The 18,395-nt window shown below is 39.2% G+C and carries 14 protein-coding genes; 3 read left to right on the top strand and 11 right to left on the bottom strand.

Annotated features, from left to right (window positions below; all coding sequences use genetic code 11):
• The first annotated feature begins 49 nt into the window (after positions 1–49).
• Together purB and FTT70_RS02040 are read left to right on the top strand one after the other, a co-directional pair.
• Entirely contained in the window at positions 50–1,438 is a 1,389-nt protein-coding gene (gene purB, locus FTT70_RS02045; RefSeq protein ID WP_019837658.1) for an adenylosuccinate lyase, read from the top strand.
• A gap of 91 nt (positions 1,439–1,529) precedes the next feature.
• The gene (locus FTT70_RS02040; RefSeq protein ID WP_180168221.1) at positions 1,530–2,150 is read left to right on the top strand and encodes a DUF2238 domain-containing protein; all 621 of its coding nucleotides are present in this window, start codon (positions 1,530–1,532) and stop codon (positions 2,148–2,150) included.
• A gap of 30 nt (positions 2,151–2,180) precedes the next feature.
• Here the strand turns inward: FTT70_RS02040 and FTT70_RS02035 are convergent, their stop codons facing one another.
• The 9 genes from FTT70_RS02035 to FTT70_RS01995 all read right to left on the bottom strand — a co-directional run bounded on the left by FTT70_RS02035 (position 2,181) and on the right by FTT70_RS01995 (position 12,969).
• Entirely contained in the window at positions 2,181–2,807 is a 627-nt protein-coding gene (locus FTT70_RS02035) for a cytochrome b/b6 domain-containing protein (RefSeq protein ID WP_180072259.1), read from the bottom strand.
• Between the two features lie 166 nt (positions 2,808–2,973).
• Positions 2,974–3,936: a protease SohB gene (sohB, locus tag FTT70_RS02030; RefSeq protein WP_180168220.1), complete on the bottom strand. Its 963-nt coding sequence runs from the start codon at positions 3,934–3,936 to the stop codon at positions 2,974–2,976.
• Positions 3,937–4,009: 73 nt separating this feature from the next.
• Complete coding sequence (locus FTT70_RS02025; protein WP_004971669.1) at positions 4,010–4,654, bottom strand: hypothetical protein; 645 nt, start codon at positions 4,652–4,654, stop codon at positions 4,010–4,012.
• 97 nt (positions 4,655–4,751) lie between these two features.
• Positions 4,752–5,678, bottom strand: a complete 927-nt coding sequence (gene pstB, locus FTT70_RS02020) for a phosphate ABC transporter ATP-binding protein PstB (protein ID WP_004971671.1) — start codon at positions 5,676–5,678, stop codon at positions 4,752–4,754.
• Between the two features lie 15 nt (positions 5,679–5,693).
• Positions 5,694–7,082: a phosphate ABC transporter permease PstA gene (gene pstA, locus FTT70_RS02015; protein ID WP_180043314.1), complete on the bottom strand. Its 1,389-nt coding sequence runs from the start codon at positions 7,080–7,082 to the stop codon at positions 5,694–5,696.
• Positions 7,082–8,461, bottom strand: coding sequence for a phosphate ABC transporter permease subunit PstC (gene pstC / locus FTT70_RS02010; protein WP_004971674.1), 1,380 nt, complete (start codon positions 8,459–8,461; stop codon positions 7,082–7,084). Before pstC ends, pstA begins: the two co-directional genes overlap by 1 nt.
• Positions 8,462–8,561: 100 nt before the next feature.
• Positions 8,562–9,584, bottom strand: a complete 1,023-nt coding sequence (locus FTT70_RS02005; RefSeq protein ID WP_096901088.1) for a substrate-binding domain-containing protein — start codon at positions 9,582–9,584, stop codon at positions 8,562–8,564.
• Between the two features lie 474 nt (positions 9,585–10,058).
• Positions 10,059–11,591 carry an aspartate aminotransferase family protein gene (locus FTT70_RS02000; RefSeq protein WP_004971679.1) on the bottom strand — a complete coding sequence of 511 codons (1,533 nt, stop codon included), beginning with the start codon at positions 11,589–11,591 and terminating at the stop codon, positions 10,059–10,061.
• Between the two features lie 4 nt (positions 11,592–11,595).
• On the bottom strand, positions 11,596–12,969 hold the full coding sequence (locus tag FTT70_RS01995; protein WP_004971681.1) for a diaminobutyrate--2-oxoglutarate transaminase: 1,374 nt from the start codon (positions 12,967–12,969) through the stop codon (positions 11,596–11,598).
• A 494-nt stretch (positions 12,970–13,463) separates the two neighbouring features.
• On the opposite strand from FTT70_RS01995, the gene FTT70_RS01990 reads away from it, so the two are divergent.
• Positions 13,464–14,168, top strand: a complete 705-nt coding sequence (locus FTT70_RS01990) for an SIMPL domain-containing protein (protein WP_004971683.1) — start codon at positions 13,464–13,466, stop codon at positions 14,166–14,168.
• A gap of 64 nt (positions 14,169–14,232) precedes the next feature.
• On the opposite strand, the gene FTT70_RS01985 is transcribed toward FTT70_RS01990, so the two are convergent.
• Together FTT70_RS01985 and FTT70_RS01980 are read right to left on the bottom strand one after the other, a co-directional pair.
• Positions 14,233–14,487, bottom strand: coding sequence for an AbrB/MazE/SpoVT family DNA-binding domain-containing protein (locus FTT70_RS01985; RefSeq protein ID WP_179994609.1), 255 nt, complete (start codon positions 14,485–14,487; stop codon positions 14,233–14,235).
• A 111-nt stretch (positions 14,488–14,598) separates the two neighbouring features.
• Positions 14,599–18,300 carry an N-6 DNA methylase gene (locus FTT70_RS01980; RefSeq protein ID WP_180168219.1) on the bottom strand — a complete coding sequence of 1,234 codons (3,702 nt, stop codon included), beginning with the start codon at positions 18,298–18,300 and terminating at the stop codon, positions 14,599–14,601.
• Positions 18,301–18,395 lie beyond the last annotated feature (95 nt).

Genomic DNA, 18,395 nt, shown 5'->3' with positions numbered 1-18,395 from the left:
CTGAACACGCTTTTGTTTTAGGTTTAATTCCAAAGTTTAAGGAATCGATATGAACGCTTTAACCGCACTTTCTCCATTAGATGGGCGCTATGCAAGCAAATGTGATGCACTCCGCCCTTTCCTCTCTGAGTTTGGTTTAATCCATGCTCGTGTGACTGTTGAAGTGCGTTGGTTACAAGCGCTTGCCAATCGTCCTGAAATTACCGAAGTGCCAGCTTTCAGTGCTGCAACCAATGCTGCATTAGATGCAATTGTTGCAGATTTCTCTGAAGATGATGCTAACCGCATTAAAGAAATTGAACGCACCACCAACCATGACGTAAAAGCCGTTGAATATTTCTTAAAAGAAAAAATTGCCAACATTGATGAGTTGAAAAATGCAGGTGAATTCATTCACTTTGCTTGTACTTCAGAAGACATTAACAACTTGTCACATGCTTTAATGCTTAAAAATGGTCGTGAAGTATTGGTTGCAGCGATGCAGCAAATCATTGATTCGATTGTTGCATTGGCAGAAAAACATGCAGATCAACCAATGTTGTCACGTACTCACGGTCAAACTGCAAGCCCAACAACTTTGGGTAAAGAAATGGCAAACGTGGCATATCGTCTTGCACGTCAAATCAAACAGTTCAAGCAAGTTGAGCTTTTGGGCAAAATCAATGGTGCAGTAGGTAACTACAACGCTCACCTTTCTGCATACCCAGAAATCAACTGGCCTGCACATTCTCAAGCATTTGTAGAATCTTTAGGTTTAAGCTTTAACCCATACACGACTCAAATTGAGCCACACGACTATATGGCAGAATTGTTTGATGCGCTACGTCGTTTCAACACCATTCTAATCGACTTCAACCGTGACGTTTGGGGCTACATCTCACTTGGTTTCTTCAAGCAAAAACTGAAAGAAGGTGAAGTTGGTTCTTCAACCATGCCGCACAAAGTAAACCCAATTGACTTTGAAAACTCTGAAGGTAACTTGGGTATCGCCAATGCAGTCTTGGCTCACTTAGGCGAAAAATTACCAATCTCTCGCTGGCAACGTGACTTAACTGACTCGACTGTATTGCGTAATATGGGTGTTGGTTTTGCACAAAGCTTGATCGCATTTGAAGCTTGCTCTAAAGGTATTGGCAAACTTGAATTGAACGCACAACGTATTCTTGAAGATTTAGACAATGCTCAAGAAGTATTGGCTGAGCCAATTCAAACTGTGATGCGTCGTTATAACATCGAAAAACCATACGAAAAATTAAAAGCTCTTACACGTGGTCAAGCTATGACACGTGACATGATGGTAGATTTCGTGAATGGTAATGAGTTGGAAGGCGTTCCTGCAGCAGATCGCGCACGTTTAGCGACAATGACGCCTGCAACTTACACAGGTAATGCAGCTGAACAAGCAAAACAAATTCAAGATTTAATTGCTAAAATCTAATTTGTAAAAGCATTCATCACAATACAAAAATGCGAAGCTTCGGCTTCGCATTTTTATTAGAATAAAACAAATCTTCCAACTTAAACATCACATGCAAAATCAATTCCGCATTCAACATTACTGTGCTTTAGACTTGGTTATACTCGCCATGCTTGCTGCCAGTATTCAACCACTGGAATTTGAATCGTATCTACTGCATCAGGCAGGCACAGTTTTTATGCTCGCGGCTTTATTGATTGCGTTTAAAAAAGTAGGACTGAGTTTTTCTAGCTTTGTGCTGTATTTAATATTTTTACTGATTCATATTGTCGGAGCACATTATCTGTATTCTTATGTGCCCTATAATGATTGGATTTTGCACAGCTTTGGCTTCAATTTAGATCAGAGCATGGGTTGGTCACGCAATATGTATGACCGTTTTGTGCATTTGGCTTATGGTATTTTGCTCTATCCTGTTTTATTGCGCTTGTTTGAAGTCTGGTTTCCAAAAAACAAACCTATCGTTTTATATCTTTTGGTCATTCAATTTATCATGGCAAGCAGTTTAATTTATGAATGGGTGGAATGGCTCATTGCGCTTGGCTTATCGCCAGAAGATGCTGAAAATTATAATGGTCAGCAAGGTGATATTTGGGATGCACACATGGATATGCTTTTAGCAACGATAGGAGCAATGCTGATGGGATGCTTCTACTTGATCAAGAAACCCTAACAGGATGCCTCTTTCGTACTAAATCCAAATTTATTGCCAATACCACCACCAGAAGCCAGCTAAACTTGCGACTGAAATCATCCAGATCAACACCGTTAATACTGCAGGTTTACCTGAACCCCAAAACATGGTTTTGGCAAGCCATTTTTTAAACAATACGCTGCTTAAAGTTAGGCTCGCTAAATGCACCAATACTGCAGCCAAGAATAAATTTGCAGCAAATTCATGCACCTCTTTTAAGGTATGACTCTGGGTATAATCGGTGAAAAATCCAGCCAACACAGTTAAAGGCAATGCCAACCAAATCAACAAAATACTGAATTGAAATGCACTAGAACTACTTGACTTTAAAAACTGCAATGAAAAAAACTGCTGAGGCTGTTTCCAATAGCGTTTTACAAATTGTTGAATCATGCCTAAACGTTTAGAAATTCCTGTTGGCTGTGTGCTGTTCAACATACTCAACACCTGCCACAAAATTCGTAAAGCTAAACTAATCCCCAACGTATAGCCAAAAGCCATATGTAACTGATGCCATTCTTCCGCATCACCTGTTAAATAAGCCCCTGTAAAACTTAGCTGCATCACCACATGCAAAAAGCGAATCATTAAATCTGTAGATGTTGATTGCTTCGCGGGTACAATATTTGTTTGCATATTCAACCTATCAAGGTTTTTTTCTTATCACAAAGATATAACATCAAGCTGAATTGAAAATTAAGATGCTTAAATCAAAGACCCATATTTTTTAATAAAAGTGAATAAAAAATTGCGCTCAATGAGCACAATTTTTAGATAAATTTTAGAAGTTAGATAATCGCTATTACAGTTTAGGATCACGGATTTGTAGCAAACTGCTATTGGCTTTGCTTAGGCTATCAACCAGTTTATTCATCACTGCAGGAATCAGACTATCTGCCATTTGTGCAGCTTGCAAACCTAGCTTTTCACCCAAAGTTGGCTTTTTACGGGTTTGAATCACATAAATATCATGCTGTGGCAACAAACTCAGCAAATATTCATCTGAAGTTTGCAGCTTGTCTAGCAAATTTAAATCCAGCGCATCCTGACCATACCAATGCTCACCTGTTGCCACTTTTTCAACATTCAGTTGTGGACGGTATTTTTCGACAAAGTGTTTAAATAGTACATGAGTTTGTTGCAATTCTTCTTCAAACTTAGCCTTGCCTTCTTCGGTATTTTCACCAAACATGGTCACAGTGCGCTTGTATTGACCTGCTGTGTACATCTCAAAATCTATATTTTTTTCTTTGAGCAAGCGATTAAAGTTCGGTACTTGTGCCACTACTCCAATAGAACCCAAAATGGCAAATGGCGCTGACACAATTTCTGAACCTATACATGCCATCATATAGCCACCACTTGCTGCGACTTTATCGACGCAAATCGTGAGATGGAAACCTGCATCACGCAAACGTACCAATTGTGCAGCTGCAAGCCCATAACCATGCACCATACCGCCTGGACTTTCCAAACGTACCACAACACGGTCACGTCCAGCTTTGGCCGTTGCCAAAATTAGGGTGATTTCTTCACGCAATTGCTCTACAGCAGACGCAGCAGTATCACCTTTAAAATCCAACACATAAATTTTTTGATTGTTCTTTTTACGGGCGCGCGCTTCACGTGCCATTTGTTGTGAAAGTTGTAATAGCTCGAGTTTAGATGCCGTGGTTTGCGCAATTTTTTTTCGTTGTTCATTAATTCGCGCATTCAAATGACTAATCCGAATTTCGGCAGGTAGTTTAGGTAAATGAAATAACATAAAAATGAGTTCTCAATTTAATTCGGTTTATTAGGACTACATTAGGTCAATTTCGACTTTTTCAATACTTTTTCTATCTTAAAGCAGCTTCTTTTTGAATCAATCGTAAATATCGTTTAGAAATCTGCCGAACAGCCATTAAACGTACAGCAAACCAAATTTGCCCCTGATAGCAAATCCCAATAATAAGTGCGTTGATCGGCCACCAACCAAACAGTAGAAAACTACCTCTACGCTCATGATCTGAAGGTGTAAGCATTGAATAGAAACACACTAAACCTACGCAGAAACACATTACGCAAAGAAATTCACCTACTGCACTGTGCAAGAACGGTAACTTATTTTTTTGTTGTGCTTTTACATAGCGATAAAACTTAAATTTAGCATTGGCATCGATATAGTCTCGCCAAGCCTGCCGAAAATGGGGATCACTTGCTTGCTGCTGTACCCTAAAATAAACAACAAGCACTATCACACCTGAAACTATCACAAATTGATCATACAACCAACGATGATAATTGCTCATATTGGGGCTTTGAGAAGTTGGAAACCACCCATCATGGTTAAAAAACGTTGCCAATAAAATACTCAGCAAAACCAAAAGTGCTGCTATCGTCTCTGCACTATGTTGAAATCCAAACAAGGCATCGATTATTTTTTTCGTGGCTTGGCGTGCTGGTTTTGCCTGTTGTCGTTCTTCTTGTGAAGGAAACTGCATTTTTTATTTTCGCTGCGCGTACAAAACAATCAATACTATAACAAAAAAAAACAGAATCCTAAGATTCTGTTTTAATAGCTTTCAGGACTTAAGCAGATTAACCAAAACGCCCTGTAATATACGCTTCTGTTAATTGATGGTCTGGCTGAGTAAATACTTTTTCAGTCGCATTCACTTCAATCAAATCACCCAAATGGAAGTATGCGGTACGGTCAGATACACGCGCTGCCTGTTGCATTGAGTGCGTTACAATCGCAATCGTATATTGGGTAGAAAGTTCAGAAATTAATTCTTCTACTTTTGCCGTTGCGATTGGGTCAAGCGCCGAACATGGTTCATCCATCAAAATTACTTCTGGACTTACCGCAATGGTACGCGCGATACAAAGACGTTGTTGCTGACCACCAGAAAGACCTGTACCTGGTTGATTCAAACGATCTTTCACTTCATCCCACAAACCTGCCTTACGCAAGCTGTTTTCTACAATTTCTTCTAAATCGTACTTATCACGTGCTAAACCATGCAATTTAGGACCATAAGCCACGTTTTCAAAAATTGATTTCGGGAATGGGTTTGGCTTCTGGAACACCATGCCCACTTGCGCACGCAATAACACCACGTCAAGGTTCGGGTCATAAATGTCTTGGTTATCCAACATTACTTTACCCGTTACACGACAGCTATCAATCGTGTCGTTCATACGGTTTAAAGTACGCAAGAACGTAGATTTACCACAACCTGATGGACCAATGAAAGCAATAACTTCATTTTCATAGATATTTAAATCAATACCTTTAATCGCTTCAGATTCACCATAGTACACATGCACGTCATTGGTACTTAACTTTACATTTGATGATTTCGCTTCTTTTTTGCTTGAAGTTTGCGTATCAAATTGTGAAACAAACGAAGTCGATGATTGCTTCTGTTCTACATCGGTAGATGTAAATTGGCTTTGTTGTGGATTCACTTGCTTATCCTGTTCTAAGGAATTCTGTTTTTCTGTGCTTGCTACAGCATTCATATTCTCTGCCCTCAATTACCAGCGTACTTCAAACTTCTTACGTAACCAAATTGCAAGGCTGTTTAAGCCAATCATTAGCGCAAGTAGTACGATAATGGCTGCAGCGGTACGTCCCTCGAAGAAGTTACGCAATTCATTACCCTGCCATAAGAAAATTTGCACAGGTAACGCAGTAGATTGATCAAGTGGAGTTGCTGGTACACTGGCAACGAAAGCACTCATACCAATTAATAACAATGGTGCGGTTTCACCTAAAGCTTGTGCGACACCAATAATTGCACCCGTTAAAATACCCGGCAATGCAAGTGGGAGTACGTGGTGGAACACTGTTTGTAAACGAGAAGCACCCAAACCTAAAGCAGCTTGACGAATAGACGGCGGCACTGCTTTTAATGATGCACGCGTGGTAATAATCACTGTTGGTAAAGTCATTAAACTCAGTACCAAACCACCGACCAATGGTGCAGACAATGGTAAATGCATCCAACCAATAAAGATCGCAGCACCCAACAAACCAAATACAATAGAAGGTACAGCGGCCAAGTTATTGATGTTCACTTCAATAATATCAGTAATCGCATTTTTTGGCGCAAATTCTTCTAAGTAAATTGCTGATGCAACACCAATTGGAATCGAAATAAAGATCACAATCAGCATCATGAATAATGAACCCATGAATGCACCTGCCAAACCAGAAGTCGCTGGAGAACTACGTGAGTCTGGGCTAACAAAAATATTGGTATTGAAAGTACTTTTAATAATACCTTGTGATTCGAGCTGATCTGCCAATTGACGTACTTCAGGGCTTAATTGTTGCTGCTCATCTGGTAAGCTGCGGTCAATCTTGCCTTCTAACCATACATCAACGTTCGCATCTGCAAGCACTTTCACTTCTTTGGTTTGACCAATTAAAGAAGGATCAGCCAAGACCATGTCACGAATACGGTATGCTTCAGAACTGGTATATAAGTAACCAAGATCATCACGCTTAGCTTCAAGCGCTTTGTCTTTCGCCACAATACCATTCACGATTAAAGCATCCCAATCGACCATACCCATTTCGGTTTGCCACGCAATCATACGGTCTTCGTATTGTGCTGGTGACTCGCCTGCAATCGCCTTAGGTTTTGGACCTGCATTGACAATCGCTGGATCGAAGTAAATTGGAAGGCTCATGCTGCTTTGCCAGAACGCAGGCAAACCTTTAGATAAGATACTGCCGAATAACAATACGACAAAGAATAAACCTGCAATAACTGCCGAGAACCCCATCAAACGGAAGGTTTTTTCCTTACGATGACGCTTACCCAATGAACTGGCGATGGTTTTTTTACGTTGTTCACGTAATTCGGCAGCAGCTTGTGGATCTAACTGATCCAAAGACGATGTATTTGAAGTACTCATTAGTCGTATTGCTCACGATATTTACGCACAATGTATAGTGCAACAATGTTCAAACCTAAGGTAATCACGAACAGGGTCAAACCAAGTGCGAAAGCAACCAATGCCTGCGGACTTGCGAAATCTGTATCACCTGTTAATTGGTTCACAATCGTAATCGTAACCGTAGATACCGCTTCTAATGGGTTTGCGTGCAGTAAAGGACTATTACCTGCAGCCAACACCACAATCATGGTTTCACCAATTGCACGTGATGCAGCAAGTAAGAATGCACCAATCACCCCTGGTAATGCAGCTGGCATCACCACGCGACGAATGGTTTCAGATTTGGTTGCACCTAAGCCTAAAGAACCATCACGTAGCGCACGCGGCACTTGCGTAATAATGTCATCAGACAATGAAGATACAAAAGGAATGATCATAATACCCATCACTAAACCAGCGGTTAATGCACTCGTGGCATTAATATCTAGTCCAATGATTGCACCCGCTGTTTTAAGGAACGGACCAATGATCATCATGGCAAATACACCGTACACAATGGTCGGAATACCTGCTAAAACTTCAATGGTCGGCTTTGCCCATGCACGGAATTTAGGCGATGCATATTCTGCAAGGTAAATGGCGATCATTAAACCAATAGGTACTGCAACTAATAAAGCAATACCACTCACCATCAATGTACCCCACAGTAATGGAAGTAAACCATAACTGCCATCTGCACTACCCGAGGTGCTAAAACCAGGGTTCCAGACTGTACCAAAGAAGAAATCCAGTGGGCTAACGAAACTAAAGAATCGCATCGCTTCACTGAACATGGACATCACAATACCAACCGTAGTTAGAATCGCAACACCAGAACATAATGCCAAAGAAATGTTGATGATTTTTTCAACTTGGTTACGTGCGCGGAATTGTTGTGAAACACGTTTCTTTGCCCACAGCAAACCAAATAAGGCCGCACAGATCACCACCGCAAGTTTGGCATAAGAACCAATGGTTTCAATTTTCGCTAATTGCTCTGCCGCTGCAACTTCGTATGCAGCAGGTGTATCACTTACACCAAAACCAGATGCAATGGCTTGTACGCGATCAACCAAAACACTTGTACTTGCAGGGTCTAGGCTTGCAGCAATGTGCGCTGGCACATTATTAATTACCACTTGCTCTAGAATACTTGGTTCAACCAAGTTCCAAACAATCAAAATTAAAAAAGCAGGAATACCACACCATAATGCTACCAACGCGCCATAATATCCTGGACGTGAATGTAACATTGCAGAGTTATTTCCCTTACCTGCTAGGTTACGGCTCTTGCTTAACCCGATTTGATAGGCTACGGCGATAATCGCCAATAACACACCTATGAGTAGCAGATTCATGTATTCTCCACTGTTTTTTCAATTTGTGTTTTTGAAAAAACATTTCTTAGCAAAAAGCTGATGGCAGGTTATTCCCTGCCATCAGCTGCTTTAACTCAAATTACTTAACCGCTTTACCAGCTTTGAAGTTAGCAAGAACTTGTGCACGCTCTTTGTCAGACATAGAGATCAAACCTGCTTTATCTAATTTAGAACCTTTACCAGATACTTTCTTGCTCAAGAAGTATTCAGTAAATTGCGGTAAACCTTTGATTGATTTAAGGTGCTCACCTTTCACGTAGAAGAACAATGGACGTGATACAGGGTAAGAACCATTTAAAATTGTGTTTTCAGATGGCGCTACGTTGTTTACAGTTGCAACACGTAAACGGTCACGGTTTTGGTCATAGAAACCTAAGCCGAATACACCTACTGCGCTTGGAGAAGTTTTCAAACGTGCCAGTGTTTCTGTGTAGTCACCCGCGATTTCGATTACACGACCATCCTTACGGAAAGTAGTACACGCTTTCTTTTGCGCATCTTTGTCTAATGCTTTGATTGCAGCATAAGCTTCACAGCCTGCATCAACCATTTTCTCTTGGAACACTTCACGTGTACCGTGGTTAGACGCTGGAATTACAAGTGTAATAGGCTCGTTTGGAAGTGTTTTGTCAATTTGGTTCCAACGTGTATATGGGTTAGCAACCATTTTACCTTTAGATGGTAATTGAGCTGCAATTGCTGCATATACATGGTAAGGCTTTAATTTGTAAGCCGCTTTGTTTGCGTTAGAAGCAAATACGATACCGTCGTAACCAATTTTAATTTCTAAAACTTGGTTTACGCCTGCTTTTTTACAAGCAGCTAATTCTGAATCTTTAATTTTACGAGATGAGTTCGCGATGTCGATTGTGTTATCACCCACACCTGTACAGAACTGCTTCAAACCACCTGAAGAACCGCCTGAACCAACAACTGGAGTTTTGAATTGTGGGAAAGTATTACCAAATTCTTCTGCTACAATACTTGCGTATGGTAGAACGGTTGAAGAACCCGCGATTTGGATGGTGTCACGAGCTGCGTTAGCAGTTGTTACAGCTGCTGCAGATACGGCTAAAGCAATGGCGATGTTAGTAAAGCGCATTCTGTTCTCTCTCATAGTATGCAAGTTCGGAGTACGTCACTTGTTATTAAGTTTTGTACTTATTTCGATAACTGCATTGTGGTTTTATAATATGACAACCATGTTACAGCTTTGTTACGCTTTGGTTATATTTGCTTTTCGTATCTGAAATAATTTTTAAATGATTTAAAATCAATAACTAATAAAACACTAGAGTGCTTATTTTTTTCAGTATTTAAATTTCAAATTGTAATAATTCATGCCAATGTCATCATTATTTATGGTTTTTTCTACCAAAATTGATGGTTTATTCGCCAATTGCGTAATTTTTATGACATCCGCAGTGCATTATTTGAGCCCAAAACACCCAATCCATCACAAAATTCAAGCAAGAACGGTACAACACTTCACTGCAATATTTTTAATCAGACACAAAAAAAGCCACCGTAGTGACTTCTTTTGTTGTATTTCATAACAATCTGAATAATGAAAGCATTAGTCGATTGGTGGCGTATAAGTACCCGCGACAATCGCATCTTTAATGCGATCTGCTTCTGCCAATACTAGGCCTAACAAGTTTTTCACGTTTTCAAGTGTTGCCACTGGACTTAAAGTCGTCATCTTCAATGATTGAACATTACCGACTTTAGTTACACCAATATTGGCCTCACCACGTGCAAATAATTCATCTGCCACGTTTTGGTTCAAGCTATCCAAGAACTCTGCAGGATAACCTTCAGGCACAACACGGAACAACACTGAAGCAAATTGTGGTTCAACCAACAATTCTAAACCTGCAGTCGCTTTAATATAATCAGCAACGTCACGGGTTAGCTTCACACCATGATCAATCATAGAACCGTAAAGCTCTTCACCTAATGCTTCAATCGTCATCCAAAGTTTCAACGCATCAAAACGACGCGTTGTTTGCAATGACTTAGACACCAAGTTTGGTACGCCATGCTCTTCATCATAAGCAGAGTTCAAATATTCTGCTTCATAGTGCATGAAACGATAGTTCGCTTCATCTTTCAGTAAGAACGCACCGCACGAAATAGTTTGGAAGTAATGCTTATGGAAATCCAGTGTCACAGAATCAGACAGCTCAATACCATCAAGCATGTCACGATGACTGTTAGAAAGAATTAATGCACCACCCCAAGCTGCGTCAATGTGCATCCACGCGCCATATTGATTAGTGATGTCACGAATCTTTTTAAGCGGATCAATCGCGCCTGCATCGGTTGTACCTGCAGTCGCAACCACACACGCAACGATCTTACCTTCAGATTTTAAATGCGCCATGGTTTGCTCAAGTGCAACCACGTCCATTTGTGCATTTTCATTAACAGGTACAGTAACAACCGATTGGAAGCCCATACCCATCATCGCCATGTTCTTTTGCACAGAGAAGTGTGCATTTTCAGAACAAATGACTTTCACATTACGCATTGCATCGCTTGGAATACCATCGCGCTGAACAGACCACGGATTACCGTTTTCATCTTTCCAGTTCTTTGCAATACACGCATCACGCGCCAATAACACACCCATCAAGTTAGACTGCGTACCACCTGAAGTGAACACGCCCGCTTGACCTGCACCATAGCCAACTTTTTGACGTAACCAGTCAATTAGTTGTACTTCCATCAATGAACCTGCAGGGCTTTGATCCCAAGAGTCCATAGATTGGTTGGTTGCGTTAATGAGAACTTCTGCAATTTGGCTTGCCACCATAGTTGGACAATGCAAATGTGCCAAAGAATGTGGATGATGAACTTTTAAACTTTTGTTTAAGAAAAGCTCAACCATGCGTTCCAATGACTTTTGTACACCCAAACCTTGTTTTGCAGGCTGGAAAGAAATCGCTTCACGCAATTCTTTAATGCTGCCGCCTGTGTACATTTTGTCATTTTGCAACCATGCCGCGACTGCTTGAGTCGCTTGTTCCATTGCTGCACTGTAGTCAGCAATGGATTGAGCATCATTGCAGAGTAACGCTTTACGATGTTCTGCAAAATCTACCATAAACTTATGCGCCTCGAACTGCGACTAACGCTTCAGCAACTGCTTTCTTGAAGCGAGCGATGACTTCTACACACTCTTCTTGAGTAATGATGAGTGGACAAAGTAAACGGATTACCGTACCACCACGACCACCTTTCTCAAGCAACAATTTGTTGTCAAAACATGCAGCTTGAACAGCAGCAGCCAATTGAGAGTCTGCCGGATAAGCACCTAAACGGTCTTTTTCTTGGCGTTCATCTACAATTTCGATACCAATCATTAAACCGCGACCACGCACGTTACCAATACATGGGAATTCAACAGCTAATTTTTTCAATTCAGCTTGTAAGAACTCACCACGCTCTTGCGCATTTTGTGCAAGGTTTTGTTCTTTAATGGTTTTAAGCACCACAAGACCAGTACCCATTGCCAATTGGTTACCACGGAAAGTACCCGTGTGACCTGCAGGCTGCCATGCGTCAAACTTACGTTTAATTGCAAGTACAGCCAATGGCAAACCACCACCAACAGCTTTAGACATTACAATCACGTCTGGCTCAATACCTGCATGTTCAAATGCAAACATTTTGCCTGAACGTGCAAAGCCCGCTTGAACTTCGTCTAAAATTAAAACGATGTTGTGCTTTTCAGTCACTTCGCGGATTTTTTTCAACCATTTAATTGGTGCAGTCACTACACCGCCTTCACCTTGAATTGCTTCAAGAATCACAGCTGCAGGCTTAGTTACACCGCTTTCTACATCTTCAATGAAGTTTTCAAAATAATACGTTAAAGCATCTACACCCGCTTCACCGCCAATACCAAGTGGGCAGCGGTATTCATGCGGATATGGCATAAATTGAACACCAGGCATTAAACCATTGACTGCGTTTTTTGCAGACAAGTTACCTGTCATCGCCAATGAACCATGAGTCATACCATGATAGCCACCTGAGAAGCTGATGACTGAGCTACGACCTGTATAGGTTTTTGCAAGTTTGATTGCCGCTTCTGTGCCATCTGCACCTGTAGGACCACAGAACTGCAAGCAGTATTCTTCTTGACCACCAGGCATGTGTGAAAGTAACGCTTCAGTAAAAGCATCTTTCAAAGGTGTCGTTAAATCTAGGGTATGTAATGGCAAACCACTCGCTAAAGTGTCTTGGATGCTTTGAACCACCGCAGGATGGTTATGGCCCAATGCCAAGGTTCCTGCCCCAGCCAAACAATCTAGGTACTCAGTACCTTCAACATCGGTAACCCAACAACCCAGTGCTTTCGCTATCGCTAACGGTAATTTACGAGGATAACTACGCACATTCGATTCCATCTGACTTTGGCGAGTCAAGTAGTATTCGTTTGTGGAATGGTTGGCAGGGTTTACAGAAGTAACGCTCATATCGAATTACCATCTCTGATATGGGTTGAAAGAAATAAGTCTGGTGACTTGCGGTCCTTTGACTCGGTGCTTTTTTGATCTAGCGAGATAGAGTTTTGTTCTTCAAGACTAGGAAGCGGGATAATACCTAATTTTTCTAGAAAATAAACAGGTTTAACCCAAATATTGCCTAATTTCATCGAAAAAACATATCTTGCAGATTATTCGATTGAATTATCATCTTACATTGTGACAAAGGAAAGAAAATTTAACTCTTTCCACTTCCTTTTATACTTTTTTTTACACAATCTCTCAAGTCATGCAGCATTTATTTTCAAAATAGTATAGATCATTATTTTTATTGAATTTTATAAAGCAGTATTTACCGCAATTTTTAACGCATATTTTACAAAGCCACCACAAATTCAACTAAAAATCCTCACAAAGCAAAGCTAAAATTTAAAGCAGTTAAAACACATTTTAAAATCTCGATAATTTGAACAAAAGGTCAGAATATGCGCTTACTTTCTCTAGCTGCTACCCTGTTGGCTGTTGGTGCTGCAAGCACCGCTTTTGCCCAACAAAATGAATCTTTAAATTACAATATCATCAATGTTCAAGCTGAAGCTACACGCGAAGTTTCAAATGATCAAATGCACGCTGTGTTATATATTGAAAAAAGTCACAAACAGCCTGCTGAACTTGCATCACAAATTAACCAGTTAATGAGCCAAGCCATTGCAACTGCACGTAAGTATCCACAAGTGAAAGTTGAAACGGGTTCGCAAACCACCTATCCAATTTACGACAACGACAGTCGTAAGTTAAAAGAATGGCGCGGTCGTGCAGAGGTACGGGTACAAAGTACCGATTTTAAAGCAGCAAGCCAATTGGTGAGTGAGCTACAACAAAACTTTCAGACCCAATCTATTAATTTTAGTGTGTCAGATGCACAACGTAAAAAAGTTGAAAATGAGTTGATGGTCGAAGCGTCTAAAAACTTTCAACAACGTGCGCAAATGTTAAGTCAGGCTTGGAATAAATCGGGCTATAACTTGGTAAACTTGAACCTAAACACCAATTCTTATTTCCCGCAGCCTGTTATGCGCGCAAGCATGGCAAAATTTGCAGTCGCAGAAACGGCTGTAGCTGATCAAGATATGGCAGCAGGTGAATCTAAAATTACAGTCAATGCAAATGGAACGATTCAGTTTAAATAAACTTGAAATAAACTATTTTGAGGGGCGCTACTCAGACCAATGAGTCGCTCCGATCAATAAGTGCTTATTCACACCACTCTTTGCCAATAGGCTTTGCAATTAAGTCGCTATGTGCGCTGTCAGCATCAATCTTGGCAAGTAATTCAGCCTCACTGAATGGAAGTTTAGATTGCTTCTGAATCATGAGCTTGATCATCATGTTTCCATTTTGTTCTACGATCTCTACAGGTGTATCTACCCTAAGATTAAATTGTTGCATGACAGATGCTGGAATAATGATGCCTAAGCTATTCTCGATTTTTCGTAATTGTAATTGCATGATATTTCCCTCAACAAAGTGATAACAATATGCGCATTTGCTATTTGGTGAGTGTGTTGAGCATATTAAAGTCCCGCAAGTTGCTGTACGCTGCGGGACTTTTTTTATTACTTACAAATACTTTTGTAAAATGGCTTGTTTTTGCTGAGGTGCTGCATCAATCACTTGTTGCGCTTGTGCAATTTGCATTTCTAGGGCTTCGATTTTTTGAATAATTTTCACTTGTTCATCATACGAGATATTTGGAACCTCTAATTGATAAATATCATTTCGATTTATACCTGGAACACCAATTCCAACAATTGATTTTTCTAACCCTAAAGAATTTAAAAGATAGTAAATAAATTTCATATTACTTTCTATCAACGGCTTAACATAAAATGTTGTGTCAATTGGAAAACATGCTCTTTCGATATAGGTCACTTTTCCTGCTGATCCCTTGCGACCAACAATCACAGCAGGACTATCACATAATGATTCATTGTGATAACCACTGATGCCATTAGAACCCATTACTGGAACTTCTCCTGCTATTCTTTTCGCTTCTGGTAAACTTTTGCCATATTCCAACGCTAACAATTGACCTATTTTAAATTTATGAATAGCGGTTGTTTTAGCATTTTCAATAATGTCCTTAATTTTCTCATGTGCAGTTACGATTTTCTGACTTTCTGAATCCAGAGTTAAATCCACCACCTCACATTCTTCAACAATTTTTTGTTGAACTTCTAAAGGAGGAAGTGGGATTTTCTCCTCAGCTAAATATTTAAAGTGACGTTCATATTTATCACTATTTCGGATTTTTATTACATTTAAAATATAATAAAAATATTTTGGATCAATAATATTTGGATCGACTTTTAGTAGCTGTGTGCCATCTGCACCTCTAACAAATGGAAAATCTACATATTTAAACGTACAACTATGATCTCCAAATACAATTAACGGTAAATCCTGAATTGGCTCTACATCATTAACAAATCCGGCAATCAAATTTCCCTTTTCTTGAGTAACAACAGGAATTGAACCTTCTAACAATATCTCAGTATTTTGAATTTTTTTCTGACTTCCACCTATTTTACAAAGTAATTGTAAAATTCTCACCGAATCCCACCTTGTTTCAATTTCAACTTTACTCTGTGCAGATAAATTAAAGGCTTTATTAAAATCCTTACGGCTAAAATCCAGCACATCATGCAAATACACTTGCGTTACAAATGGTGTTAAATGTTCAGGAATCGTCAACTGCTCGCCATTAAAATTCTGACGAATCACATAACTAATTTTGTCACTGTTATCACGGTTTTTCGGGTCAAATAATGGGGTATTGATATCAAATACTGTTTCACCACCAATATAACTTAAACCCTCATTACCTTTGGCACTACTCCACTCATAACCCAAAAATTTCTTCTGCTCTTTATTGTCACTCGGGCTTTTCACCACCAATAACGGACGCGCTTTATGCTCAAGCGAAGCGTTATATTGCGTGAGCATAAAGTAATATAGCTTGTCTTTTTCAATTTCTGTTAAATAACTGAGTAAACGCGCATCTAGTTCCGCTTGTTGCTGCAATTCAGATTTGGCTTTAAATTGTTTTTGTTTCTTCAAATTCACAATTTCAGTGCGCTTATAAAAATCGGTTTTGTAATCTTTAAAAAATTCAACCGCCAATAAGTCATGATTCAGCTCACCTTTTAATAAGCTTTCATACAACGCAAAATCGACCTGAATATGCTGGCAATATTTCTCAACCACTTTAATATCTAAATATGCACCGCCACTACTTACTTTTTCACTGTCCCAATCTGCAAAGAAATTATTGACCCGATTTTTAAATTGTACGGCTTGCTCTGGTCGCTGTGCTTTACGACGCAAAAACAATACAACCGTATTGGTACCCGTTTTACCAAAGGTTTGGCTGCCTAGTTCAACAATGCTTAAAAAATCAAAATACTGTAATAAAATTTCACGTGTCGCAATATGAATACTGTCACTATTGCTTAAAATTGAGCTAGGTACAATCACACCCATCACGCTATCTGGTGCCAATAAGTGTTGCGCACGTTCTAAGAAGAAACACTGAATATTATTATTGCTAGGATTATTCACCAAATTAAATAATTTAAATTTTTCACGCTCCACCTCATCAATGGTTTGTAAAAAATCCTCGACAGCAAATGGAGGATTTGCCACCAATACATCAAAACTTTCAGGTTTAATATTTTCATGGGAGATTAAGGCATCAGCATCAATAATATTAATTTCATTACGCCCATACATAAACGATGCCACTTTAGATACTTTGGCTAAACGATCTTCTTTTTCAATGCCATAAGTTTGTGCATAGTAACTATTTGGTTCATCAATATCTTTAATTGGCTTAAGTAGTTTACTGACTTGCGAGCCATATTCATTAAGAAAGTGCCCTGAACCACACGCATAATCAATCACTTTTAACGGTTCAGAATGTTGTTGCAACATGCTTTCTAATGGCAATGCTGACACAATGAACTTACAAATAGGAATAGGTGTAAAGAACTGCCCTTCACTTTGTTTAATACCGTTATCTAAGAAATACTCAAACATATCCCCTAAGAATTGATTTTCTTCGGTCGAGGTTAGGCGTAAACCTTGCCACATTTGAATAATTTCAATCAAAATTTTGGCATTTTTCTCAAACTTTTCTTTGTTGGAAACTTTAATAAACTCAAAATCTAAGCCTTTATAAAATTTAAGTTGTTGAAAGAGTTCTTTAATTCGTTGCTCGGTGGCATTCGGTTTTTGTTTAATTGCCCAAAATGCACCATCAATATCATCTTGGCTGACATAAATAATGTCTTGCTGTAAAAATTGTTGCATACCAATTTTATACAGCTTTTGCAGGCGATCGACTAAATCAAAATAACTGTCATATGCCATGCCTTTCCAATAAAAATGCAAATCTTCAGGATTTTGGGTTTCATCCACAATTTTACATAAAAATAAATTCACCAACACTTCAAAGGCATTTTCACGACGTGACACATTATGCTTACGCAAAATGGTACGAAACTCGTGATATTTTCCTTTAATATTCAGGCTATTAATTGGTTGAGTATCAATCGCTAGAGTGTATTTGTCTTTACCAATTTGGTAGGCTTGAATATTGTCTTCAAAAATGCCTTTTTCAGTCGCTTCTAACTGATAAGTCTCTTTCCATGCTTTAAAACGCTCCTTCACATTTTTGGCATTACTATAATGCAGTGCTTCGGGTAAATCCTTTAAAATAATTGGGTTGTCTTTAACAGAAATAATGCGCTGTTGATCATCAACTTTTTTATCTCGTTCGTTCCACTGTGATGCATACAAGCAAATAAATTCAACTGACTTTTCTTGTTCGACATAGCTAAAAAGCTGTCCGCCATCTTCAAGCGTATCTTTCCAAGCTTTATTAAATTCACGATCAAAGGTTTTACATTCAATAATTAAAAATGGTTGATTTTGATGATTTTTCACCATAATATCGGCACGACCACCACTCGCCCCATGCCCGAGCTTCCATTTAGGTTCAAGCTCAATATGTTCAGGTTTATAACCTTTTTCTAATAAACGATGTACGCATTCAAACACCACAAAATTTTCATTACTTGCGAAATTACAAGTCTGTCTTTCATTCACCTTTAAACCATAATCTTCAGGATAATTTATCGTTTTATTCTCAAAATCAATTGAAAGACTATAATCCCCAAACGAAAATTTTTTAATAAATACGTTTTGATGCTGTGTAAAGTTCAAAAATAATAATAAATCTTTTAAATTATCTTGGTTCATGTAAGACCACCAAACTGAAACATTCGTTACAAGTCGGGCAAAATGAAACCCAAAAACTTGTTCTTGATATCTAAATATATTTAACAGTAAAAAGC

It is taken from the genome of Acinetobacter sp. YH01003 (assembly GCF_013420525.1).
GTDB classification, from domain to species: domain Bacteria; phylum Pseudomonadota; class Gammaproteobacteria; order Pseudomonadales; family Moraxellaceae; genus Acinetobacter; species Acinetobacter towneri.
This window is presented reverse-complemented; position numbering and strand designations above follow the sequence as displayed.